The organism is Streptosporangiales bacterium, assembly GCA_009379825.1.
GTDB lineage: Bacteria > Actinomycetota > Actinomycetes > Streptosporangiales > WHST01 > WHST01.
This window is the reverse complement of sequence record WHTA01000013.1, coordinates 88,448-108,854: the sequence shown is the minus strand read 5'-3', so window position 1 is coordinate 108,854 and position 20,407 is coordinate 88,448. Positions and strand designations below refer to the sequence as shown.

Here is a 20,407-nt window from a genome sequence, read left to right as displayed (position 1 = left end):
AGAAGTACAGCAACCACTCTGGTCGCCGTCGACCACCACTCGCCCGCAACGCCAAAACGGACGAGGTCACAGCCAAGAACGCCTTCTTTGCGGCCATTTTGCAAGCAGGGGGTCGTCGGTTCGAGTCCGATTCGCTCCACCTCAGCTCAGAAGGGGTGCCACCGCTCTCGGTGACGCCCCTGATCCATGTCCGTCCAATTGGCGTGCAACTAGCCGGGCGGCACGAGGACACCGGCGGCACCGTCGTCGCCCTCCTGGTCGGTCTTGCGCTTGCGACGAGGTCGCTTAGGGCAGCCGCGATCTGACGGTCCCGCTCACTGGTGACGTGCTCGTGCTGGTAGATCAGCGCTGCCCGCACCGCGCACTGAAACACCTCGGGGCGCCTGCCGCGCGCTGCGTCCTCATCGGTGACTCCGCGACCGACATCCAGGTCGCCCGCGCCACCGGCGCCCGCAGCATCGCCTACGCCAAAGCCTCCGACCGGATACCTCGACTACAAGACGCTCAACCAGACGCCATCGCCTCGGCGCGAGCCGTGTCCAGGAGGTCGACAGGGGGCACGGCTGGCCCTTGGTGGGTGATGCGGGATCCCGAGGGCAACGAGTCCTGTGCCGCGTAGCGGCGTCAGCTGGTTCGTACCCAAGTAGCTGGCCTGGACCTGGCCAGCTGCAGGCATTGCCGTGCCATACTGCGCCGCATGACTCCTATCGTCATCGTCGAGTACGTCCTTCTCGTTCTCGGGTTCGGCACTGCGGCGTTCCTGGCGCTGACCGCGCGCAAGCGGTCGCCGCGAACCGCGACGCTGGCGGCCATCGGCTTCGCCGTGATCGCGGTCGGTTTCGTGGGCTTGGCCACCCTGCACACAGTGCGGATGAGCTTGCACAGCAGCAGCACCGAGCTCGCCGACACCCTCGACTACGTGATCCGGGGGTGGGAGCTGCTGTTCTACTTCACCGCTGCCGCCCTGCTGGTGATGGCGGTGTTGAACAAGGCCACGGACCGCGCGCAGCTGCCCACACAACAGTGGCAACAGCCCGGCCAGCAGCCGCCGGACTTCCCGCCGCCGACCGCCGACCAGCAGCCACCGCCGGCCGGGCAGCAGCCATCACCGCGACCACCGTTGGGCCAGCAGTTCCCCGGTCACTAGCGCGGGGGTCAGTTCAGCGGCACCGTGCGCCGTCCTCGCGGACGGCCCGGGCAAGAATGCCTTTCGCCGGTGAGCGACCAAAGTAGCGCTCACGGGCCGAGACGCTAAACCACGCCGATCAGACCACCACCGCCAGCACGAGCCCGAGCGCACCGACGCCGGTCACCATGTACTGAGCCGGGATGAAGAACAAGGTGTGCCGGTTCGGCAGCCGCGTCGCCAGCCGTGTACTACTACTTCAAGACCAAAGACGACATCATCAACGCTGTCGTGCACACCTACGACGACGAGCTCCAGTCGACACTCGCCGACCTGGAACGCCAACACCGCAGCCCCAAGGCTCGGCTCAAGGCGCTCGTGGGCGTGCTGGCCGAGCGAGCGGCGGACTCGGTCGCCCAGTACGGCCCTCAGTACGGCTGCCCCTACGGGACGTTGTCCTCGGAGCTGGCCAAACATGCCGAAGGACCACATCCACTCACCGCGACGCTGATGCAGACTACGCTCGAATGGGCCGAGCAGCAGTTCCGCGCGATCGGGCGACGCAATGCCCACGAGCTTGCGGTCGAGCTGATCGCCGGCTACCAAGACAGCGCGATCCTCACCAGCACGCTCGGGCAACCCGAGATCATCGCCGGCCAAGCCCGACGCCTACAACGATGGATCGATACATTCGAGTGAACCCGGTCGTGAGACCCACGCTTGCACATGAATAAGCCCTGGTTGGCCGCCATGCGCGCTGCGATGATTGGGCATGGCCACGACCCGACGAGCCGACATGTTCACCGCGGACGGCAGGCCGTCTGACGACGATCCGCGTGAGAACGGACCGACGTTGGGCGACGAGCGCATCACGCTGGTCGAAGCCCTGCGTTGTGCACGCCTCACCTTGGAGATGAAGTGCTCGGGGCTTGATGCCGAGGCTATGGCGCGGCGTTCCGTCGAGCCGTCGACGATGTCGCTTCTGGGGCTGGTGCGACACCTGGCCGAGGTGGAGCGTGGGACTTTCCGGGTGACGATGGCGGAGCAGGACGTGCCCCGGTTGTTCCGCTCCGATACCGACCGCGACGGGGACTTCGATGGCGCTGTTCCCGATCCCCAGGTGGTTGCGGAGGCGTGGGACGCATGGCGGGTAGAGGTGGACTTCGCTGAGCGGTTCGTGGCCGAGGCGCCAAGTCTCGACTTCACCGGTAACGATCCCTTGAATCGGCACGGCAGCGGTGGCGGGCCGATCTCGCTGCGCGAGGTGCTGGTCGGAGTGATCTGGGAGTACGCCCGCCAGATGGGCCACGTCGACCTGTTGCGTGAGCGGATTGACGGACGCATCGGCCAGTAACTCGAGGGGTAGGCATGACCCGTCGTTGGCCTGCCTTGCCGGACACGTAGGTGAGTCCTCAGCCAGCTGCACCTGTCGCAGCAAGCCCCACCGTCATTCGTCGGGGAGGTTTGTGGTGTAGATCCAGTCGAGGCCGTCGTGGCCGGGGGTGTCCAGGTGTTCTGCTCGGGTCAGGCCGGCGCGCAGCGCGACGGTTTGTGAGGCAGCGTTGGCCGGTCGGACTCTGGCGATCAGCGGTACGTCAGGGCGGCGCCGGGCAGCCCAGGTGGCGACGGCGGTTGCTGCCTCGCTGGCCACGCCCTGGCCCCAGGCGGAGACATCGAAGCGGTAGAAGAGGTTGAGGACCCCCATCCCGGCCGCTCCATCGGCTTGATGCCGCAGAAGCCGAGTTGCTCAGCAGAGCCCTGGCGTCTGACGACCCAGTAGCCGTAGCCGTTGCGTTCCCACTGGTCGTCCCAACGCCGGTAGAGGTCCTCGGCGTCCCCGCGTTCGGCGAGGGCGTCGGACGGGTTGTGGACACAGGTGGCGGGGTCGCTGTGGATCGCAAGGATGGCGTCGATGTCGTCCTCGGTCGGACGGCGCAACGACAGCCGGGTGGTAGTCAGCTCCTCGTCAGCTCGGCCGCCGTCACCCATCCTTTGATCGTAGGTCAGTGGACGACGTCGTAGACCAGCTTCTGGATGCCGTTGCTGTACGACTCGTTCTCGACCAGGGTCAGCATCTGCTTGTCCTTGTCGGTGTCGCTGAACATCCGCTTGCCGGCTCCGAGCACAACCGGGAACACAAGCAGGTGGTAGCGGTCGAGCAAGTCCGCGTCGGCGAGGTTACGGGCCAGGGTGGCGCTGTCGTGGATGATGATCGGGCCGCCCTGGCCCTCCTTGACGGACGCGACGTCGTCGAGTGAGCGCAGGATGGTCGTCGCGCCCCAGTTGTCGACCACGTCGTCCGTCTTCAGGGAGGTGGAGACGACGTACTTCGGGAGCTCCTTGTACCGAGCGAACTCGTCCATGCCTGGCCACACCTGGGCGAAGGCCTGGTAACTGGTCCGGCCCAGCATCATCGCCGTGGCCTCCTCCTGCTCCCGGCCCTTGATCTCGTACGCCTCCTCGACGAACTGGAGGTCCCTGAAGGTCCAGCCGGCGCTGCGGTGAGATTCCCCGGACCCTCCGCCGGGGGAGTCGACGACGCCGTCGAGGGAGACGAAGGCTGTGTAGATCAGCATGCGCATCGGTATGCCCTTCGTGCCGGTTGTGGGTCCGCAGCTATAGACAAGGACAACCACCCGAACTCATCGGTCATGGCGTGCGCACCTGCCGGCGGTGGTCCGCCAGTACGTGACGGTGAGCGCTGCCAGCGCAGTACCCCAGACCAGGAAGCAGACGTACACCAGCGTGAACGCCCACGGCGCGATCTCTGTGTCGTCGATGGTACGTAGTCCGAACGCCGCCTGCCCGAGCATCACCAGTCCCACCACGCTGACCGGCACCAACATCATCGAGCCCGTCGCGGCGATCAGCGACGTCAGGACGCGGACCAGGCGCTGCCGCACCCCGGCACCCATGACGACGCACAGCACGATGGAGATCCCCGTCAGTACGGCGGTGTCCCCGAAGCCGGGTGAGGCGAAGCCGACGTCGTCGAAGGCGTGGCCCACCAGCCCGACCTGGGAGCCGAGGCTCCATGCGGTCTTGAGCATTCCGTACGGGAGGGCGCCGAGGACTGCCACGGCGGCGAGCCACCGCAGCGCCCGCCTCGTGCCGTCACCGGGTGGCGTCGGCTCTGGTGCGGTGCGGCCACACCGGGCGCAGCGTCCGCTCCGCAGCCGCCACGCGGCGACCAGCCACGCGGTCGCAGCGACGGCCGCGAGCATGGCGGCGAGGTGAGCCGTCGTAGCCAGCCAGCCGGGCTCCACCTCGAAGGACCCACCGCCACGCGTGACCTGGTTGGCGGCCCAGATCACGACCATGAGCACGGCGTGCGGGACGGCGAGCACGCTGCCGGCCGCCATGCCAGCCACGCCGAGAGCGACGAGCCCCAGGCGTAACCGTGTGACCGGACGGGACGGCCACAGCGTCAGTACCGCGGTGGCCACGGCGGCGAGGATCGTCAGCCACGCCGGGGTGGTTGGCATCGCCACCGGGTCGGGCTGTCCCACCAGCTCGGCTGTCGCGACGAGTCCACCTGCGAGCAGGCACCCGCCACCCACCAGCTGCACGCGTCGCTGTGGCGTATCAAGAGTCGGTTGCATATCGCCACCATCGCGTCGGATGGTCCGGGCCGGATTCGCCCGAGCGGGTGATTCCAGTCCCTCGCCTGGGGGATCGAGGACCCACAGACGGCGGTGGACCGCTCCTTCACCGGGAGCTTGCGGCCCGGAGCATCCGCAGCTGACCGATCTCCGCGCCGTTCTTCATCAGCTCGGCGTTCACCCAACCGAGCAACTGGCCGACGGTGTGTTCGGAGTCCTGCCACGGGAACGGCGCGACGGCGTCGAGGTCGTCGTCGGTGAGGTTGTCCAGTACGGCGGTCCACTCCGTACGCAGGTCACGCAACCACGCGATGGCAGCGTCCCCCGAGTCTGGCCAGGTGACGTCGGTACGGTCCCGTGGCGTCCGGCCCTGGACATGGTTCAGTGTCACGCTCCACCACCAGCCGATGTGCCAGGTAACCCAGGCGACCGTGGGTACGGGCACCGGGTCGGGCTCGGGCACCTGCCAGTCCGGTAGCCACCGCCCGTCCGGGCTCGGCCGGACCGACCAACACAGGGGAGCCGGTTCCCACAGGTGGTCGTCCGGTTCCAGCTGCCCGAGGTGGAAGTCCACCAGCGACCACGTCAGGTCGAACTGCCAGCGGAACAGGGCGCAGCGAGAGTCGGGCATCCGCTTACCTTGCCAGTCGGGTACGGATGCGTCAGGTCTGGTCGGGGCGGTGCCGCCGGAGCGTGCGGAACAGCGAGCGCAGCAGCGGGTAGGCGAGCACGAGCAGGCAGGTCACCATGAGGACGGCGCTGATCGGGCGGGTGAGGAACTGGCTCAGGTCCCACTGGGTCTTGATGACGCTCTGCATGAAGTTCTTCTCGACGATCGGGCCGAGCACCAGGCCGAGCACCATCGGTGCCACCGGGATGTCGACCTTCTCCATCAGGTAGCCGACCACGCCGAGCACGCCCATGGCGATGATCTCGAGCTTGCCGTTGTTGAAGGCGAACGAGCCGACGATGCAGAACGCGACGATGGTGGGGAACAGCACTGCACGCGGTGCGCGCACCAGCTGTCCGCTCGTGCGGATGGCGAGCCAGCCGAGCGGTACGAGCAGCAGGTTCGCCAGGATGAAGATCAGGTAGATGCCGTACAGCGTCGGCGCCTGCTGGGTGAAGAGGCTCGGGCCGGGTTCCACGCCCTTGACCAGCAGCACGCCGATGAGGATGGCCGTGATCGTGTCGCCGGGGATGCCGAACGCCAGCGTGGGCACGTACGCGGACGCGAGCGCAGCGTTGTTCGAGGAACCGGCGGAGACCACCGGCTGCACGTGGCCGCCGCCGGTGCCGAACAGGTGGCCTTCCTTCGACGCGTTCTTCGTGGCGGCGTACGAGACCCAGGCCGCGACGTCACCACCGGCGCCGGGGAGCGTGCCGACGGCGGAGCCGATCAGGTTGCCGCTGATCATGCTCCGCTTGTACTTCCACAGCGTGCGGACGGTCTCGCGGAGCATGCCCTTCGTCGGCATCCGCCGGCGGGCCGCGCCGAGCGCGGGGTCGATCACGTTGCGGAGGACCTCGGAGAGGCCGAACAGCCCGATCATGGCCGGGATGAAGCTGATCCCGCCCATCAGGGCTTCCTGGCCGAACGTGAAGCGCGCGTACCCGAGCGACACGTCGAGCCCTACGGTGGCGAGGAACAGCCCGAGCAGCAGCGAGATCGCGCCCTTGACCTGCGAGCCGCGGGAGATGATCACCGCCGCCGTCAGGCCGAGGACGGCGATCCAGAAGTACTCGTACGACGTGAAGTTCAACGCGAACGCGGCGAGCGCAGGTGCGGCGGCGATCAGCACTACCGCGCCGAAGATGCCGCCGATCGCCGAACCGATGAGCCCGACGCCGAGGACGAGCGGTCCCTTGCCCGCCTGCGTCAGCCGGTAGGCGTCCTCGGTGTACGCGGCGCTGGCCGGCGTGCCCGGCATCCGTGCAAGCGCCGACGGGATGTCGCCGGCGAAGATGGCCATCGCCGACATGGTGATGATGGCCGCGATCGCCGGCAGCGGCTCGAGGAAGAACGCGATCGGCACCAGCAACGCGGCCGCCAGCGTGGCCGTCAGCCCGGGGATCGCGCCGATGAACAGGCCGTAGACGCCGGAGAGCAGCACGACGACGAGCAGTGTCGGGTCGGCCAGCATCCCGAAGGCGATGCCGAGGTTCTGCAGCATCGTGCGCCTAGCCGAAAGGTCCGGTGGGCAGTGGCACCAGCAGCAGCCGCTGGAACACCAGGTAGATCGCCGCGGGCACCAGGACGGCCGTGCCGGCCGCGACGAGCAGCCGGCCGCCCAGTCGCCAGGACAGTACGAACAGCAGGACGGCCATGGTGAGGGCGAACCCGAGTACGTCGGACATCAGCACGTACCAGACCACCGAGGCGAGCACGAGCCCCGCGTTGATCCAGACGGCCCGGTCCCGCTTCGGCCGGGTGCCCCGCTCGGCCGCGCCGGAACGCAGTCGGACGGTCAACCACCGTACGACGAGCACGAGACCGAAGAAGACCAGCAGGCCGCCCACCACGGTGGGGAAGAGCCCAGGGCCGGGCGCGCCGTCCCTCAGTTCGGGAAACCCCTGCGCGTACACCACGACCGCGGCGCCGAACACCGCCACGGCCGTGCCACCGATCAGGTCACCGACTCCTGGACGGGCCGCGGTCGGTCTCGCCGGGTCCGGTGCCTGGCTCACGACGTGAGTCCCGCCTTCTTCATGATCGCGCCCTTGGACTTGTCCTGCGCGGCCATGAACTTCTCGAACGCCTTGGCGTTACGCCACACGATGCCGAACCCGGCCTTGTTCATGAAGTCCTTGTACGGCTTGCCGTCCACTACCTCCTCGAGGTGGCAGGAGAGCTCGGCGGCGATCTTGGGGTCCATGCCCTTCGGCCCGGCCAGGCCGCGCCAGGCGGACATCTCGTAGTCGATGCCGTCTTCCTCGAGGGTGTGCACGTCGGGGTACTTCGAGTCGCGCTCCGGTGCCATGACGCCGATCGGCTTGACCTTCTTCGCGTCGATCATCGTCTTGTTCTCGACCAGGCTGGACGTGGACACGTCGATGCCGCCGGCCACCAGTTCCTGCAGTGCGGGTGCGGCGCCCTCGCTCGGCACGAACCGGACGGCATTCGGGTCGACGCCGGCCTCGATGAGCATGCCCTTGAGTGCGACGTCCCAGATCCCGCCGCGCCCGGTGCCCGAGGCGGTGAGCTTGCCCGGGTCCTTCTCCGCGGCGTCGATCAGGTCCTCGGCGCTGTTCCACGGCGCGTCGGCACTCACGGTGATGCCGGCCGCGTCGGCGTTGACCTGGCCGATCGGCGTGACGTCCTGGTAGTCGATCTCGGTGAGGCCCTGCCAGTGCATCATGGTGAGCTCGACCGTGATCAGGCCGATGACCGAGCCGTCGCTGCGGCCGTTAGCGATGGCGGAGTGCCCGACGACGCCACTGCCCGCCGTGCGGTTGACGACGTTCACCTGGGTGCCGAGCTTCTTCCGCAGCTGGCTGGCGAGGAACCTGGCGACGCTGTCGGTGCCGCCGCCTGCCGCCCACGGCACGACCAGCTCGATCGGGCGGTTCGGGAAGGTGGGCGCCTTGTCGCAGCCCTTGCCGGCCGCCGCGTCGTCGCCGCCACCGCCGCCGGATCCGCACGCGGCGAGCACGAGGCTGAGGCCGGAGACGAAGGCGGCGAGCCGGACGGCAGGCCTGGTTGCCCTGATCGGTGAGCAGCTGCCGAGGCGTCGTTGCTGTGGCATGCTGACTCCCTTCCGCGTACGCGGTGGAGAAGACGCCTCATGTTCGGCCGGCGGCAATATGCCGGTCAATGGCATGCTCCAACTACTAACTTTCCAGCGTCCGGATGGAACGTGGGACGAGATGGGCCGGATCGAACACGTCACCTGGCTGGAGACGTTCGTGGCGGTCGTCGACTGCGGTGGGTTCTCCGCGGCCGCGGAGAACGTGCACCGGTCGCAGTCGCGGGTGAGCGCCTACGTCGCGGCGCTCGAGCACGCGTTGGGGGTGACGCTGTTCGACCGCAGGCACCGTCCGGTGGTGCTGACGGATGCCGGGGAGGCGTACCTGCCGCACGCCCGTGAGGTGCTGGCGGCTCTCGACCGCGGTGTCGTCGAGGTCGAGTCGGTCACGGGGATCACCCGCGGGAGCATCGCGCTCGGCAGCTACCCGAGCGCAAGCGCAGCCTTCCTGCCAGGCCTGCTGGCGTCGTTCAACAAGAAGTACCCGCAGGTGCAGGTGCACCTGGTGGAACAGGCGACGGTGGACCTGGCCGACTCGCTGAACTCCGGGCAGCTCGACCTGGCGCTGCGCGCGCTGACACCGAAGCAGAACACCGCGGGGTTGGCCTGCCGTCCGCTGTGGCGGGAACCGCTGGTCGCGGTCTTCCCCACCGACCACCCGTTGGCCGGTCGGCCGGAGCCGATCGACGTGACCGCGCTCGCCGGGCACCCGCTCGTCACCATCGGTCAGCTCGGCACCGACATCGAGTACGAGACGCACAAGGCGTTCAAGGCTGCGGTGTGCCCGCCGCACATCGCGTGGCAGACCGACCAACCCCAGACGCTGGCGAACTTCGTCCGCGCGGGTCTCGGCGTCGGCATCACCAACGGGCTGGCGATGCGGGTGTCCGACACGACCGGGCTGCGGGTCGCGCGGGTGGGCGACCCCGACCACGGGCGGACGGTCGGCGTGTTCTGGGATCCCGGCAGGTACATGGCCAGGGCAGCGCAGGTGCTGCTCGAGAACATGCTCAGCGCGCCGGTGCCGGACGGCACGGTCGCCTGTCCGTACGACGATCCGTCCGGCGGATAACTGACAGTTGTAGTTCGCGGTTCACGCGCAGCCGGCCGGTTCCTTAGCATCGGCGGCGTCAGCCGGCGGGCGTCGCCGGCCGGTCGAGTCGTAGGGGGTCCCGATGAGCGCTGCTTCGCTCTCCGACATGGTCGCCAGGTCGGCCGACATCCCGTGGGTGCCGCAGGGGTCGGGCAACGTCTGGTTCAAACCGCTGCGCATCTCGATCGAGCAGAACCGGTGGATCAACCTGTTGATGGTCACCAAGGGCGGGATCGTCAACAGGCACCGGCACCTGTCCGAGGTAGAAGGCTGGGTGATCCAGGGCAGCTGGCACTACCTGGAGCACGACTGGAGCGCGCACCCGGGTGACTTCGTGTACGAGCCGCAGAGCGACGTGCACACCCTGGTCGCCGACGTCGAGGACGAGGACCACCCGATGATCACCCTGTTCTCCATCCACGGCGACATCGAGTACGTGGACGAGAACGGCGACCGGCTCTACATCGAGAACGCGGCGGCGAAGCTGCGCCGCTACCGCGAGCACTGCGAGGCGGAGGGCATCACCCCGCCGGACATCGCGTACTGAGCCGGCCGATGCGCTCGCCGTTCGACCTGCGCGGCCGTACCGCGTTCGTCACGGGTGCCGCGACCGGCATCGGTCAGGCGATCGCGGTTGCCCTGGCGGAGAACGGCGCGGACATGGTGCTCACCTCCGAGCTGGAGAACCTGGACGACACCGCGTCCCTGGTGGTGGCGGCCGGGCGGAGCGCGGAGCGCCGTCGCCTCGACCTGTCCAGGGCGGCCGACATCGAGCCGGTGGTCGCGGACGTGCTCCGCTCCCACCGGGTGGACATCCTGGTCAACGCCGCGGGCATCATCAGGCGGACGCCAGCGCCCGAGCACGGCGAGCAGGACTGGCGCGAGGTGCTCGAGGTCAACCTGACGGCGGCGTTCACGCTCAGCCGGCTGCTCGTCGGCCCGATGCTCGCCCGCGGCCGCGGCAAGGTGATCAACGTGGCGTCCATGCTGAGCTTCCAGGGCGGTCACCAGGCCGTGTCGTACGCCGCGAGCAAGCACGGGCTGGTGGGCCTGACGAGGGCGTTCGCGAACGAGTGCGCGCCGGGCGGCGTCCAGGTGAACGCGGTGGCGCCTGGCTACATCGCCACCCGTACCACCGAGGCGCTGCGCGCCGACCCGGAACGCAGCGCCGAGATCGTCGCCCGGATCCCCGCCGGCCGGTGGGGATCGCCGGCGGACGTCGCCGGCGCCGCGGTGTTCCTCGCGTCCGCCGCGTCGGACTACGTCTGCGGCCACGTGCTTGCGGTCGACGGCGGCTGGATGTCCCGCTGACCGGGATTTGCTGCTCCGTCCGCCGTCCCCACAAACTTATCCACAGGAGTTTCCACATGCCTGTGCAGAGACTTACAGCCGTGTGATTTACCCACAGGCCCTGTCCACATTGGGGACGACCACTACGGAGGGTATCTAAGGTTGACCCGCTCGGTCTGTCCCAGAGAGAGCTGGTCGTCCGACATGTCGTATGAATCGGACCGTTTGGAAATTACGGAGTGTGATTGACGAGGGGAGATCGGCGCGATCCACAGTCGGAGGGCGACGCAGCGATTCTCCCCAGCGTGACGCATAGTTATCCACAAGGCATTCCACAGCCTGAGGATTACTTACACGGATGTAGTTCGGCGTCAGAGGCGCATGAGAACCGCGCCCGCGCCGACCAGGAGCAGCCCGACCGGCACGGCGAGCTGCACCAGCAGCCGGTGCTCCTTCGGCGCGTACGCGTAGCCGGCGGCCACGAGCACGCCAGCGATCAGGCCACCGACGTGGCCCTTCCAGTCGATCGCGTTTACGAAGATGAACGTGATGACCAGGTTGATGGCGATCGTGGTGATGATCCACCGGGTGTCCAGGCGCAGCCGGCGGAACACCATGAAGACGGCGCCGAACAGGCCGTAGATGGCCCCGGACGCGCCCAGCGAGAGCGTCCCCAGCCCGGTGACGGCCAGTGAGAGGGCCGAGCCGGACAGTGCGGAGACCAGGTATAGCACGGCGAACCGCCAGTGCCCGAGCATCCGCTCGAGGTGCGGCCCGACGATGAACAGCGCGTACATGTTCACCAGGATGTGCCACCAGGCGGTGTGCAGGAACGTGCCCGTGAGCGCCCGGTACCACTCGCCCTGCGCGATGCCCACGCCGTAGACCGCGAGCTGCTCGGCGAGCCCGACGACGCCCAGGGTGGCGAGGTAGACCAGCACGTTGATGCCCAGGAACGCCCAGGTCACCCAGGTCGTGCCCGACACGGAGACGCCGCCGAACACGGTCCTGGGTGTACGGGTGGTGTGCTGCCCTTCGCGTACGCACTCCGGGCACTGCTGGCCCACCGGAGCTTCGCGCATGCAGTCCGGGCAGATCGGCCGTTCACAGCGGGTACAGCGCAGATAGGTCTCCCGGTCGGGGTGCCGGTAACACGTCGGCACCGCGCCGGTCGTCGGCTCGTCTGCTGCTGTCATCGCGCTGGCGGTAGGGGATCAGGCCGGACGGCGTTCGATCACGATCTGCTCGACCATCACGTCGTCGACGGGACGGTCCATCCGGTCGGTCTCCGTGGAGCCGATGGCGTCCACGATGTCGAATCCCGCGGTCACCTCGCCGAAGATGGTGTGCCGCCGGTTCAGGTGCGGCAGCGGCGCGCCCGTGGTGATGAAGAACTGCGACCCGTTGGTGCCCGGTCCGGCATTCGCCATGGCAAGCAGGTACTTCTTGTCGAAGACGAGCTCAGGGTGGAACTCGTCCTCGAATTCGTAGCCCGGGCCGCCGCGGCCGTCGCCCTGCGGGTCGCCGCCTTGGATCATGAAGTTGTCGATGACGCGGTGGAAGACCGTCCCGCTGTACAGCGGCTCCGTGGTGTTCTCACGTGTCTCGGGATTCAGCCACTCCCTGCTACCCTCAGCCAACTCAACGAAATTACGTACCGTCTTGGGGGCACGGTTGGGGAACAGCTGGAGCTCGATTTGGCCCTTGGACGTGTGCATGGTTGCGTAGAGCGCGTCGGACACGCAGCCCTCCGGGGTTCGTGAAAGGATCGGTATTGGGTCTGCATCTTCGCACGACACCGGGGAACCCTTATTGAGGAGGGTTACCCGAGGAGATGCGAGAACCAGGCCTATGCAAAACGACAGGTAGTCAGGGGAGGTTCCCGGTGGCCCTGAAGGATAAATCCAAGGGCGCTAGAGCGAAGAAGGCGGCAGCCAAGGGGGCAAGTGCTGCGTCCGACTGGGCGTCACCGCGGCTTGGCTCCGCAAAGGAGCTCGCGTTCACCAAGGCAGGCGAGGCGCGTGACTGGGCTGCTCCTCGGCTCGAAACCGCAGTCGACACGGTCAACGCCGAGGTCGTGCCGCGGGTGCAGAGCGTCGTCAACCAGGCGACCGAGGCCGCAGGCCCAACGCTGCACGAGGCGAAGTCTCGCGGCAGCCGTGCCGTGGCTGCACTGCGGGGTGCGGACGTACCGCCGCCGCCGAAGAAGAAGCGGCGGGTGCGGAAGACCCTGCTGATCTTGCTGGGGGTGGCGGTCGCCGGTGGCGCCGCCGCCGCGGTGTGGTCGCGCAGGAACGCGGACGGCTTCGATTACTACTCGCTGCCGGCCGACGACTTCGGCCACAGCGAGAACACAAACGGCACGGCCGGAAAGCATGCGCCCGCGACCGAGCGGGCGGACGCGGATCCCGGCCAGCCGGCGATGCCGAACACGGATCCCGATAACTGAGGCCGAACGAGGCCGGATAGACCGAAGGCACGATGGACGAGCCCCGAGTCTCGCCATCGTGCCTCCGGTGTGCGGGCCGTACCCATGTGCCCCGGCACTGGGCACGGCCCGCGTTCGCTGACCGCGTAAACCTGGAACCCAGTTGGGTGGGGGACCTGTAGGTGAGTTCCGGGTCGGCCGGGTCAGCGACGTAGCGCGCTCGCCAGTGGAGCGGAGTCGTTGCCCTCTTCCGGGATGATCAGCCAAGCGGCGAGGTACACGAGTGCGCCGATGCCGTTGGTGACGATCGCCAGGATGACCGCGATGACGCGGACCAGGGCGACGTCGAAGTTGAACTTGGTTGCGATCCCGCCACACACACCGCCGAGCAGCTTGTGCTCGCGGGAGCGGCGGAACTTGCCGGTTGCTCCGGCTTCAGGTGCGGTGGTCGCAAGCTCTGGAGCTGCGTTCTGGTAGCTGGTCTGTGTCGTGTCCATGGCTCAAGCATGCTCGGCCGGCGAGGCCACGACCATCGGGAACCACCCTGGTCAGACCCTGATCCGCGGCGTCCTCGCACCGGACGCGCGGTGGTACGTGGGGTCGGGGTACGGGCTAGCGCCACCTGGTGGACATGATGAACCCGATGACGACCAGGCCGAACCCGACGGCCAGGTTGAGCCGGTCCAGGTCCTTCATGCCGGGCACCTGGTCGCCCGCGACGTAGTAGACCACGATCCACGCGACCCCGATGAACCACAGGGCGAGCATGCTCGGCACGAGCCAGGCTGGACTGGGCTCCTTCGCCTTCGACCGCTGCGGCGGGGTGTAGACCGCCTTCTTGCGGGCGCGTGACTTGGGCATGTGATCCGGTCTCCTAGCGTTGGTTCCCACCAGGCCGCGGCCGGTGACGTCCCGCCCCGACCTGGGACGTTGCACAGCGCGACGAAGTGAACTCCACCCAGTAGGTTCTCCTCGGCCGCACTTACTAGGTAGCGTAGCTGTTGATCGGGGGGCCGTGCCCACTCGGCCCCGCGCCGCGGTGGGGCACGGTGACCGGCCCCACCGTTCGCGCAGACGGGGAGGGTGCGCGTGGCACGTGATGACCGCTTGTCGTGGCGGTACGCCGTACCGGCGGTGCTGCTGGTTGCGGGGATGCTCTTCGGCACCGGCGCGAGCAGCGCCAGGTCCGACGTCGGCAGTGGCCGGCAGGAGGAGCTGTCCGGGCTGGTCAACCAGGAGAACCGCAAGGTCAAGGCGTACGACAAGCAGGTCGAGCAGCTGCAGCGCGACGTCGACCGCGCGAGTCGTACCCGGGCACGCGACGACAAGGTCACCGCCGAGGCGCAGCGCCGCTCGGACGACCTGGGCAAGACCGTCGGACTCGAGCCGGTCACCGGCGAGACGGTGCGGATCTCCCTGGACGACGCGCCGCGGTCCCGCAGCCGCGACCCGGGCAGCGTGCCCCCTGACTACCTGGTGGTGCACCAGCAGGACGTGCAGGCCGTCGTCAACGCCATGTGGGTGGGTGGCGCGAGTGCGGTGCAGGTGATGGACCAGCGGTTGATCTCCACCAGCGCGGTGCGCTGCGTCGGCAACACCCTGTTGCTCGGCGGCAAGGTCTACTCGCCGCCGTTCACCGTCACCGCCGTCGGCGACACCGACAAGCTGCTCGCCGCGCTGGGCAGGGAACCCGGTGTCCGGCTCTACAAGCAGTACGTGGACACGTACGGGCTGGTGTACAAGGTCGAGCGGCTCGGCACCACGACGATCCCCGGCTACGAAGGCACCCTGGACCTGAAGCACGCCAACGGCCCGAGTTCTTAGATGTGCGGAGTCGTAACCGGCGCCGGCGTGTCACAATGCGCCAGTGGCACGTGTGATCGTCGTGGACAACTACGACAGCTTCGTTTACAACCTGGTCCAGTACCTGCAGCAGCTCGGTGTGGCCTGCGAGGTGCGGCGCAACGACGAGGTGACCCCGGAGGAGGCTTTCGACTTCGACGGCATCCTGGTCTCGCCCGGCCCAGGCACCCCGGAGGACGCCGGCGTCTCGGTCGCCATGGTCGAGTACGCGGTGGCGACCGGCAAGCCGCTGCTCGGCGTGTGTCTCGGCCACCAGGCGCTCGGCGCGGCGTTCGGTGCCACCGTCAGCCAGGCGCCTGAGCTGCTGCACGGCAAGGTCAGCCAGGTGCACCACGAGAGCCAGGGGGTGCTCGGCGGGCTGCCGTCACCGTTCACCGCCACCCGCTACCACTCGCTCGCCGTCGAACGCGACACGCTGCCCGGCGAGATCGAGGTGACCGGCGAGACCGAGTCCGGGGTCGTGATGGCCATGCGCCACCGCGACCTGCCGCTCGAGGGCGTGCAGTTCCACCCGGAGTCCGCCCTCACCGAGCACGGCCACCTGCTGCTCGCCAACTGGCTGATCTCCTGCGGCGACGCGGACGCCGTCCGCCGGGCCAGGCAGCTGCCGCCGGTGCTGCCGACCGCATCGGCAGCCACCGGCTGACCTGCTTCAGTCGCAGCCCAGCGGGTTCGTGCAAGGTGAGCTGGGCGACGAGCCACCGCTCGGCGTCGGCTCGCCCGTCGGCTCGTCGGTAGGTTCGTCTTCCGGTTCCTCCGCGACGGTGATCGTCACCTGGGAGCCCTTCGCGCTTTGGGTGCCGCCTTCTGGGGACTGGGCGATCACCTCGCCGGCCTCGGTCTCCGAGGTCGTCTGGTAGACGGTGCGCACGCGGAAGCCGCCCTGGGTGAGCTCGGCCTTGGCCTGCCCCTCGCTCTCGCCGACCACGTCGGGCACCTCGATGGTGCCGGACGAGACGACCAGGTTGACCGTGCTGCCCGCGCTCACCTGCTCCCCCGACGCCGGGTCGGAGCTGAGCACGGTGCCCTTCCGCTTCCCCGACGCCGTCTTCGACACCTGCCCGACGTCGAGGCCGGCGCCCTCGAGCGCGGTGACCGCTTGGCGACGTGTCTTGCCCACAAGTGGTGGGACGTTGACCTGCTTCTCGCCCTTGGAGACGGTCAGGGTGACGGTGCTGCCCTTGGTGGCCCGCTTCTTCGCGTCCGGGGCCTGGGAGATGACGTTGCCCTCCGCGACCTTCTTGCTGAACTTCTCCTCGGTCTCGACATTGAAGCCGGCTTGTTTGAGCTCGGTGGTGGCGGCGCCGACGGCGTCACCGACCACGTCGGGCACCGCGACCCGCCTCGGGCCCTCGTCGTCCTGCATCGCGCCCCAGGCGGCGAGGCCCAGGATGAGCGCGATCACCAGGCCGAACGCCAGCAACGTGAACAGCAGCGCCCTGCGGCTCTTCTTCTTCCTGCGGTGCCCCGGCTGCCGGTCGTCACTCGGGTCCATCAGGGCCGTCGCGCCGGCGGCGCCGCCGAGGTACTCGGTCGGGTCGTTGTCGAGCACCGGCGTGGCGTGCACCGGGAGCCCGCCGAGGGCCCGCTCGAGGTCCGCGCGCATGTCGTCGGCGTTCGCGTACCGGTTGTCCGGGTTCTTCGCGAGCGCCTTCAGCACGATCGCGTCCACCGAAGGCGGCACGTCCGGGTTGAGGTGCGACGGCGGGGTCGGGTCCTCCCGCACGTGCTGGTACGCGACCGACACCGGCGAGTCGCCGCTGAACGGCGGGCTGCCGGTCAGCAGTTCGTACAGCACGCAGCCGGTCGAGTACAGGTCGCTGCGCGCGTCGACCTTCTCGCCGCGCGCCTGCTCCGGGGAGAGGTACTGCGCCGTGCCGATGACCTGCGCGGTCTGCGTCATGGTCGCCTGCGCGTCGGACACCGACCTGGCGATGCCGAAGTCCATCACCTTGATCTCACCGGAACCGGTGAGCATCACGTTCGCCGGCTTGATGTCGCGGTGGATGATGCCCATCCGGTGGCTGTACGACAGCGCCTTGAGCACACCGGCGGTGATCTCCAGTGCACGGTCAGGCATCAGCCGCTGGGTGTCCTGGAGGACGTCGCGCAGCGTCTGGCCCTCCACGTACTCCATCACGATGTACGGGGTCGCCGTGCTGTCGACCATCTCTTCGCCGGTGTCGTACACCGCAACCACGGCCGGGTGGTTCAGCTGGGCCGCGGACTGTGCCTCGCGGCGGAACCTGGCCTGGAACGTGGGGTCGCGCGCCAGGTCGGTGCGCAGCGTCTTCACGGCGACATCCCGTTCCAGCCGGATGTCGCGCCCATGATGAACCTCGGCCATGCCGCCGCGACCGACGACATTGCCCAGCTCGTAGCGTCCCCCGAGCACACGAGGTTCGCTCATGTCCACGTCCCGTTCCAGTAAGTGATCAGCTCTACGGCCGATCGTGCCATGTTCACTGGTTGATCACCGACTGCATCACCGATCGGGCGATCGGTGCCGCGATCTGCCCACCGGTCGCCTCCGATCCCATGCTTCCACCGTCTTCTACGACGACTGCCACCGCGACCTGCGGGTTGTCCGCCGGCGCGAATCCGGTGAACCAGGCGTGCGGGGGTTGCCCGGTGCCGTGCTGTGCGGTGCCGGTCTTGCCGGCGACCTTCGTACCGGACATCTGCGCCGAGGTACCGGTGCCGCTCTCGACCACGGATTCCATCATCTTGGTGAGCTGCCTCGCCACCTCGGGCGAGACGGCGCGCCCGTGGCTCTGCGGGTCGGCGCTCTCGATCGTCTTCAGGTTCTGCGCCCTGACCTCGTCCACCACGTGCGGCTCCGTCAGGTCGCCGTCGTTGGCGATCGCCGAGCTGACCATGGCCATCTGCAGTGGTGTAGCGGCCACCTCGTACTGGCCGACGGCCGACAGGGCGGTCTGCGCCTTGTCCGGGTCCTCCGGGAACACCGACTGCTCAGCGGGCATCGGCACCTCGAAGCTGTCGCCGAAACCGAACCGCTCCGCCTGCTGACGCACGGCATCGTCGCCGAGCTTCACCCCGAGCTTCGCGAACGCTGTGTTACAAGAGATGGTCAGTGCGTCCTCCAGGGACGACTGCTGGCCGTCGCCGCAGATCTCGCCGCCGAAGTTGTTCAGCGGCGTCTGGGTGTTGGGCAGCTGGTACTGGGTGGGTGACGGCACCATGGTGTCCGGCGAGTACTTGCCGCTGGACAGCGCGGCCGCGGCCGTGACCAGCTTGAACGTCGACCCCGGCGGGTACCGGCCCTGTAGTGGCCGGTTCACCAGGGGAGCGTTGTCGTTCTTCGCCAGCCGCTTCTGCACCCGGTTGACCTCGTCGGTGTCGTGCCCGGTCAGCTTGTTCGGGTTGTACGACGGCGAGGTGGCCATCGCGAGGATCGCGCCGGTCTTCGGGTCGAGCGCGATGACCGCGCCCTGATACCCCTTCAGGGCCTGGTACGCCGCGCGCTGGGCCCGCGGCCGCAGGGTCAGCTGCACGGTCGCTCCCCGCGGCTTGCGACCCTGGAACAGGTCGATGGTGCGCCGCACGAACAACCGGTCGTCCTCGCCGGAGAGCATGGAGTTCTCGGCGCGCTCGATACCCGTGGCGTTGTACAGGCCGTAGAAGCCGGTGGCCGGTGCGTACATCGGGCCGTTCTTGTAGATCCTGCGGTACTTGTACGCGTCGTCGGTACGCACGGACGTCGCGATCGCCTGCTCGCCCGCCACGATGTCGCCGCGCTCGCGCGCGTACGAGTCCATCAGCGTACGGCTGTTGCCAGGCTTCTCCCGCAGGTTCGAGGCGTTGATGACCTGCACGTAGTTGGCGTTCGCCAGCAGCAGGGCGAACAGCGCCAGGATGGCGATGGAAAGGCGGCGAAGCGGCTTGTTCACCTGGTGAACACCTCCGTAGCGGCCTCGGATTTGCGGTCACCGCCGCGATCGGCGGCGGCGCGCTCGCCGACCGGCCGGCGGGCCGCGTCGCTGATCCGCAGCAGCAGCGCGAGCAGCGCCCAGTTGGCGACCAGTGACGAGCCGCCCTGGGAGAGGAACGGCGTGGTGAGACCGGTGAGCGGGATCAGCTTCGTGACACCGCCGATGACCACGAAGATCTGTAGGCCCATGCTGATCGACAGGCCGGCCGCCAACAACTTGCCGAACCCGTCGCGTACGGCCAGCGCCGTACGCATGCCCCGGGCGACGATCAGCATGTAGACGATGAGCAACGCCATCACGCCGGCGAGCCCGAGCTCCTCGCCCAGCGACGGGAAGATGTAGTCGCTCTTCGCGTACGGGATGAGGTCCGGGCGGCCCTGGCCAAGGCCGGTGCCGGTGAGGCCGCCGTGTGCGAGCCCGTACAGCCCCTGGATAATCTGGCCGGCCTCGTCCGGGTACTTGAACGGGTCGAGCCAGATGTTCACCCGTAGTTGCACGTGCGAGAACAGCGAGTACGCGAGGAACGCGCCGCCGACGAACAGCAGCACGCCGATGATCAGCCAGCTCACCCGCTCGGTGGCGATGTAGAGCATGGCGACGAAGATGCCGAAGAACAGCAGGGACGAGCCGAGGTCCCGCTCGAACACCAGGACACCCAGGCTGGCCAGCCAGGCGACCAGCACCGGCCCCAGGTCCTTCGCCCGCGGCAGGTCGATGAACAGCACCCGCCGGCCGGCCAGGCTGAGCACGTCGCGCTTGGTCACCAGGTAGCCGGCGAAGAAGACGAGCAACAGCAGCTTCGCGAACTCGCCTGGCTGGATGGAGAACCCGCCGATCTTGATCCACAGCTTCGCGCCGTTGACCTCGGACATGGCGTCCGGCAGGACCGCCGGGATCGCGAGCAGCAGCAGACCGGCCGCGCCCGCCGTGTACATGAAGTTGCGCAGCGTCCGGTGGTCGCGGATGAAGAACAGGACCAGCACGAACAGCACGATGCCGAGCATCGTCCAGATGAACTGCATGCCCGCGCCGCCGTCGCCGACGGAGAGATCCAGCCGGTGGATCATCACCAGGCCGAGGCCGTTGAGCAGGAACACGCACGGCAGCAGCACCGGGTCGGCGTACTTGGCGAAGAACCGGACGAACAGGTGCGTGATGGTCGCGATCAGCACCAGACCGCCCGCGTACCAGGCGATGTCGGGCGGCAGCCGGTCGTTCATGACGACCTCGACGTTCGCGAACGCCACCAAGCCGATCAAGGTGGCGAACACGAGCATCGCCAGCTCGACGTTGCGCCGCGACCGGA

The 20,407-nt window shown here is 68.3% G+C and carries 23 protein-coding genes and 1 pseudogene; 10 read left to right on the top strand and 14 right to left on the bottom strand.

Annotation, left to right across the window (positions count from 1 at the left end):
* Nucleotides 1–301 precede the first annotated feature (301 nt).
* The 4 genes from GEV07_09660 to GEV07_09645 all read left to right on the top strand — a co-directional run bounded on the left by GEV07_09660 (nucleotide 302) and on the right by GEV07_09645 (nucleotide 2,480).
* A complete protein-coding gene (locus GEV07_09660; protein MQA02965.1) occupies nucleotides 302–619 on the top strand; it encodes an HAD hydrolase-like protein in 318 nt (105 codons plus the stop codon).
* A 78-nt stretch (nucleotides 620–697) separates the two neighbouring features.
* Complete coding sequence (locus GEV07_09655) at nucleotides 698–1,147, top strand: hypothetical protein (protein MQA02964.1); 450 nt, start codon at nucleotides 698–700, stop codon at nucleotides 1,145–1,147.
* 225 nt (nucleotides 1,148–1,372) lie between these two features.
* On the top strand, nucleotides 1,373–1,825 hold the full coding sequence (locus tag GEV07_09650) for a TetR/AcrR family transcriptional regulator (GenBank protein MQA02963.1): 453 nt from the start codon (nucleotides 1,373–1,375) through the stop codon (nucleotides 1,823–1,825).
* 73 nt (nucleotides 1,826–1,898) lie between these two features.
* Complete coding sequence (locus tag GEV07_09645; protein MQA02962.1) at nucleotides 1,899–2,480, top strand: DUF664 domain-containing protein; 582 nt, start codon at nucleotides 1,899–1,901, stop codon at nucleotides 2,478–2,480.
* Nucleotides 2,481–2,573: 93 nt separating this feature from the next.
* Here GEV07_09645 and GEV07_09640 read toward each other — a convergent pair.
* The 7 genes and pseudogenes from GEV07_09640 to GEV07_09610 form a co-directional block, all read right to left on the bottom strand.
* Nucleotides 2,574–3,115: pseudogene (locus GEV07_09640) on the bottom strand (GNAT family N-acetyltransferase).
* A gap of 14 nt (nucleotides 3,116–3,129) precedes the next feature.
* Nucleotides 3,130–3,708, bottom strand: a complete 579-nt coding sequence (locus GEV07_09635) for a deaminase (protein MQA02961.1) — start codon at nucleotides 3,706–3,708, stop codon at nucleotides 3,130–3,132.
* A 60-nt stretch (nucleotides 3,709–3,768) separates the two neighbouring features.
* Nucleotides 3,769–4,728, bottom strand: coding sequence for a hypothetical protein (locus GEV07_09630; protein MQA02960.1), 960 nt, complete (start codon nucleotides 4,726–4,728; stop codon nucleotides 3,769–3,771).
* 106 nt (nucleotides 4,729–4,834) lie between these two features.
* The gene (locus GEV07_09625; GenBank protein MQA02959.1) at nucleotides 4,835–5,359 is read right to left on the bottom strand and encodes a DinB family protein; all 525 of its coding nucleotides are present in this window, start codon (nucleotides 5,357–5,359) and stop codon (nucleotides 4,835–4,837) included.
* A 31-nt stretch (nucleotides 5,360–5,390) separates the two neighbouring features.
* Complete coding sequence (locus GEV07_09620) at nucleotides 5,391–6,902, bottom strand: C4-dicarboxylate ABC transporter permease (GenBank protein MQA02958.1); 1,512 nt, start codon at nucleotides 6,900–6,902, stop codon at nucleotides 5,391–5,393.
* Nucleotides 6,903–6,909: 7 nt separating this feature from the next.
* Complete coding sequence (locus tag GEV07_09615; GenBank protein MQA02957.1) at nucleotides 6,910–7,416, bottom strand: hypothetical protein; 507 nt, start codon at nucleotides 7,414–7,416, stop codon at nucleotides 6,910–6,912.
* Entirely contained in the window at nucleotides 7,413–8,474 is a 1,062-nt protein-coding gene (locus GEV07_09610) for a tripartite tricarboxylate transporter substrate binding protein (GenBank protein MQA02956.1), read from the bottom strand. Before GEV07_09610 ends, GEV07_09615 begins: the two co-directional genes overlap by 4 nt.
* On the opposite strand from GEV07_09610, the gene GEV07_09605 reads away from it, so the two are divergent.
* The 3 genes from GEV07_09605 to GEV07_09595 all read left to right on the top strand — a co-directional run bounded on the left by GEV07_09605 (nucleotide 8,473) and on the right by GEV07_09595 (nucleotide 10,878).
* The gene (locus tag GEV07_09605; protein MQA02955.1) at nucleotides 8,473–9,546 is read left to right on the top strand and encodes a LysR family transcriptional regulator; all 1,074 of its coding nucleotides are present in this window, start codon (nucleotides 8,473–8,475) and stop codon (nucleotides 9,544–9,546) included. The genes GEV07_09610 and GEV07_09605 overlap by 2 nt on opposite strands.
* 103 nt (nucleotides 9,547–9,649) lie before the next feature.
* Nucleotides 9,650–10,114: a cupin gene (locus tag GEV07_09600; protein MQA02954.1), complete on the top strand. Its 465-nt coding sequence runs from the start codon at nucleotides 9,650–9,652 to the stop codon at nucleotides 10,112–10,114.
* 8 nt (nucleotides 10,115–10,122) lie between these two features.
* Nucleotides 10,123–10,878: an SDR family oxidoreductase gene (locus GEV07_09595; GenBank protein ID MQA02953.1), complete on the top strand. Its 756-nt coding sequence runs from the start codon at nucleotides 10,123–10,125 to the stop codon at nucleotides 10,876–10,878.
* A 350-nt stretch (nucleotides 10,879–11,228) separates the two neighbouring features.
* Here GEV07_09595 and GEV07_09590 read toward each other — a convergent pair whose 3' ends face one another.
* Complete coding sequence (locus GEV07_09590; GenBank protein ID MQA02952.1) at nucleotides 11,229–12,053, bottom strand: rhomboid family intramembrane serine protease; 825 nt, start codon at nucleotides 12,051–12,053, stop codon at nucleotides 11,229–11,231.
* An 18-nt stretch (nucleotides 12,054–12,071) separates the two neighbouring features.
* Nucleotides 12,072–12,599 carry a peptidylprolyl isomerase gene (locus GEV07_09585; GenBank protein ID MQA02951.1) on the bottom strand — a complete coding sequence of 176 codons (528 nt, stop codon included), beginning with the start codon at nucleotides 12,597–12,599 and terminating at the stop codon, nucleotides 12,072–12,074.
* A 143-nt stretch (nucleotides 12,600–12,742) separates the two neighbouring features.
* Here GEV07_09585 and GEV07_09580 point away from each other — a divergent pair, with 143 nt between their 5' ends.
* Nucleotides 12,743–13,306 (top strand): hypothetical protein, encoded by a 564-nt coding sequence (locus GEV07_09580; protein ID MQA02950.1) that lies wholly within the window; start codon nucleotides 12,743–12,745, stop codon nucleotides 13,304–13,306.
* A gap of 182 nt (nucleotides 13,307–13,488) precedes the next feature.
* On the opposite strand, the gene GEV07_09575 is transcribed toward GEV07_09580, so the two are convergent.
* Both GEV07_09575 and GEV07_09570 read right to left on the bottom strand, forming a co-directional pair.
* Complete coding sequence (locus tag GEV07_09575) at nucleotides 13,489–13,782, bottom strand: PspC domain-containing protein (GenBank protein ID MQA02949.1); 294 nt, start codon at nucleotides 13,780–13,782, stop codon at nucleotides 13,489–13,491.
* Between the two features lie 115 nt (nucleotides 13,783–13,897).
* On the bottom strand, nucleotides 13,898–14,146 hold the full coding sequence (locus GEV07_09570) for a cell division protein CrgA (protein ID MQA02948.1): 249 nt from the start codon (nucleotides 14,144–14,146) through the stop codon (nucleotides 13,898–13,900).
* A 291-nt stretch (nucleotides 14,147–14,437) separates the two neighbouring features.
* Between GEV07_09570 and GEV07_09565 the strand changes: the two genes are divergently transcribed.
* Both GEV07_09565 and GEV07_09560 read left to right on the top strand, forming a co-directional pair.
* Nucleotides 14,438–15,109 carry a DUF881 domain-containing protein gene (locus GEV07_09565; GenBank protein MQA02947.1) on the top strand — a complete coding sequence of 224 codons (672 nt, stop codon included), beginning with the start codon at nucleotides 14,438–14,440 and terminating at the stop codon, nucleotides 15,107–15,109.
* Nucleotides 15,110–15,152: 43 nt separating this feature from the next.
* Entirely contained in the window at nucleotides 15,153–15,794 is a 642-nt protein-coding gene (locus tag GEV07_09560; protein ID MQA02946.1) for an aminodeoxychorismate/anthranilate synthase component II, read from the top strand.
* A 6-nt stretch (nucleotides 15,795–15,800) separates the two neighbouring features.
* Here GEV07_09560 and pknB read toward each other — a convergent pair whose 3' ends face one another.
* From pknB to GEV07_09545, 3 genes are read right to left on the bottom strand one after another with little or no spacing between them, the layout of a single operon-like run.
* Nucleotides 15,801–17,558, bottom strand: a complete 1,758-nt coding sequence (gene pknB / locus GEV07_09555; protein MQA02945.1) for a Stk1 family PASTA domain-containing Ser/Thr kinase — start codon at nucleotides 17,556–17,558, stop codon at nucleotides 15,801–15,803.
* Between the two features lie 52 nt (nucleotides 17,559–17,610).
* On the bottom strand, nucleotides 17,611–19,059 hold the full coding sequence (locus GEV07_09550) for a penicillin-binding protein 2 (GenBank protein MQA02944.1): 1,449 nt from the start codon (nucleotides 19,057–19,059) through the stop codon (nucleotides 17,611–17,613).
* On the bottom strand, nucleotides 19,056–20,378 hold the full coding sequence (locus tag GEV07_09545) for an FtsW/RodA/SpoVE family cell cycle protein (protein ID MQA02943.1): 1,323 nt from the start codon (nucleotides 20,376–20,378) through the stop codon (nucleotides 19,056–19,058). The genes GEV07_09550 and GEV07_09545 overlap by 4 nt, the downstream gene beginning before the upstream one ends.
* Nucleotides 20,379–20,407 lie beyond the last annotated feature (29 nt).

Coding starts and splice junctions, on each gene's coding strand:
- GEV07_09565 (MQA02947.1), top strand. CDS start 14,438: ATGCTCTTCGGCACCGGCGCGAGCAGCGCCAGGTCCGACGTCGGCAGT.
- pknB (MQA02945.1), bottom strand. CDS start 17,558: ATGAGCGAACCTCGTGTGCTCGGGGGACGCTACGAGCTGGGCAATGTC.
- GEV07_09610 (MQA02956.1), bottom strand. CDS start 8,474: ATGCCACAGCAACGACGCCTCGGCAGCTGCTCACCGATCAGGGCAACC.
- GEV07_09655 (MQA02964.1), top strand. CDS start 698: ATGACTCCTATCGTCATCGTCGAGTACGTCCTTCTCGTTCTCGGGTTC.
- GEV07_09590 (MQA02952.1), bottom strand. CDS start 12,053: ATGACAGCAGCAGACGAGCCGACGACCGGCGCGGTGCCGACGTGTTAC.
- GEV07_09620 (MQA02958.1), bottom strand. CDS start 6,902: ATGCTGCAGAACCTCGGCATCGCCTTCGGGATGCTGGCCGACCCGACA.
- GEV07_09595 (MQA02953.1), top strand. CDS start 10,123: ATGCGCTCGCCGTTCGACCTGCGCGGCCGTACCGCGTTCGTCACGGGT.
- GEV07_09625 (MQA02959.1), bottom strand. CDS start 5,359: ATGCCCGACTCTCGCTGCGCCCTGTTCCGCTGGCAGTTCGACCTGACG.
- GEV07_09605 (MQA02955.1), top strand. CDS start 8,473: ATGCTGACTCCCTTCCGCGTACGCGGTGGAGAAGACGCCTCATGTTCG.
- GEV07_09630 (MQA02960.1), bottom strand. CDS start 4,728: ATGCAACCGACTCTTGATACGCCACAGCGACGCGTGCAGCTGGTGGGT.
- GEV07_09545 (MQA02943.1), bottom strand. CDS start 20,378: ATGCTCGTGTTCGCCACCTTGATCGGCTTGGTGGCGTTCGCGAACGTC.
- GEV07_09635 (MQA02961.1), bottom strand. CDS start 3,708: ATGCGCATGCTGATCTACACAGCCTTCGTCTCCCTCGACGGCGTCGTC.
- GEV07_09570 (MQA02948.1), bottom strand. CDS start 14,146: ATGCCCAAGTCACGCGCCCGCAAGAAGGCGGTCTACACCCCGCCGCAG.
- GEV07_09575 (MQA02949.1), bottom strand. CDS start 13,782: ATGGACACGACACAGACCAGCTACCAGAACGCAGCTCCAGAGCTTGCG.
- GEV07_09645 (MQA02962.1), top strand. CDS start 1,899: ATGGCCACGACCCGACGAGCCGACATGTTCACCGCGGACGGCAGGCCG.
- GEV07_09600 (MQA02954.1), top strand. CDS start 9,650: ATGAGCGCTGCTTCGCTCTCCGACATGGTCGCCAGGTCGGCCGACATC.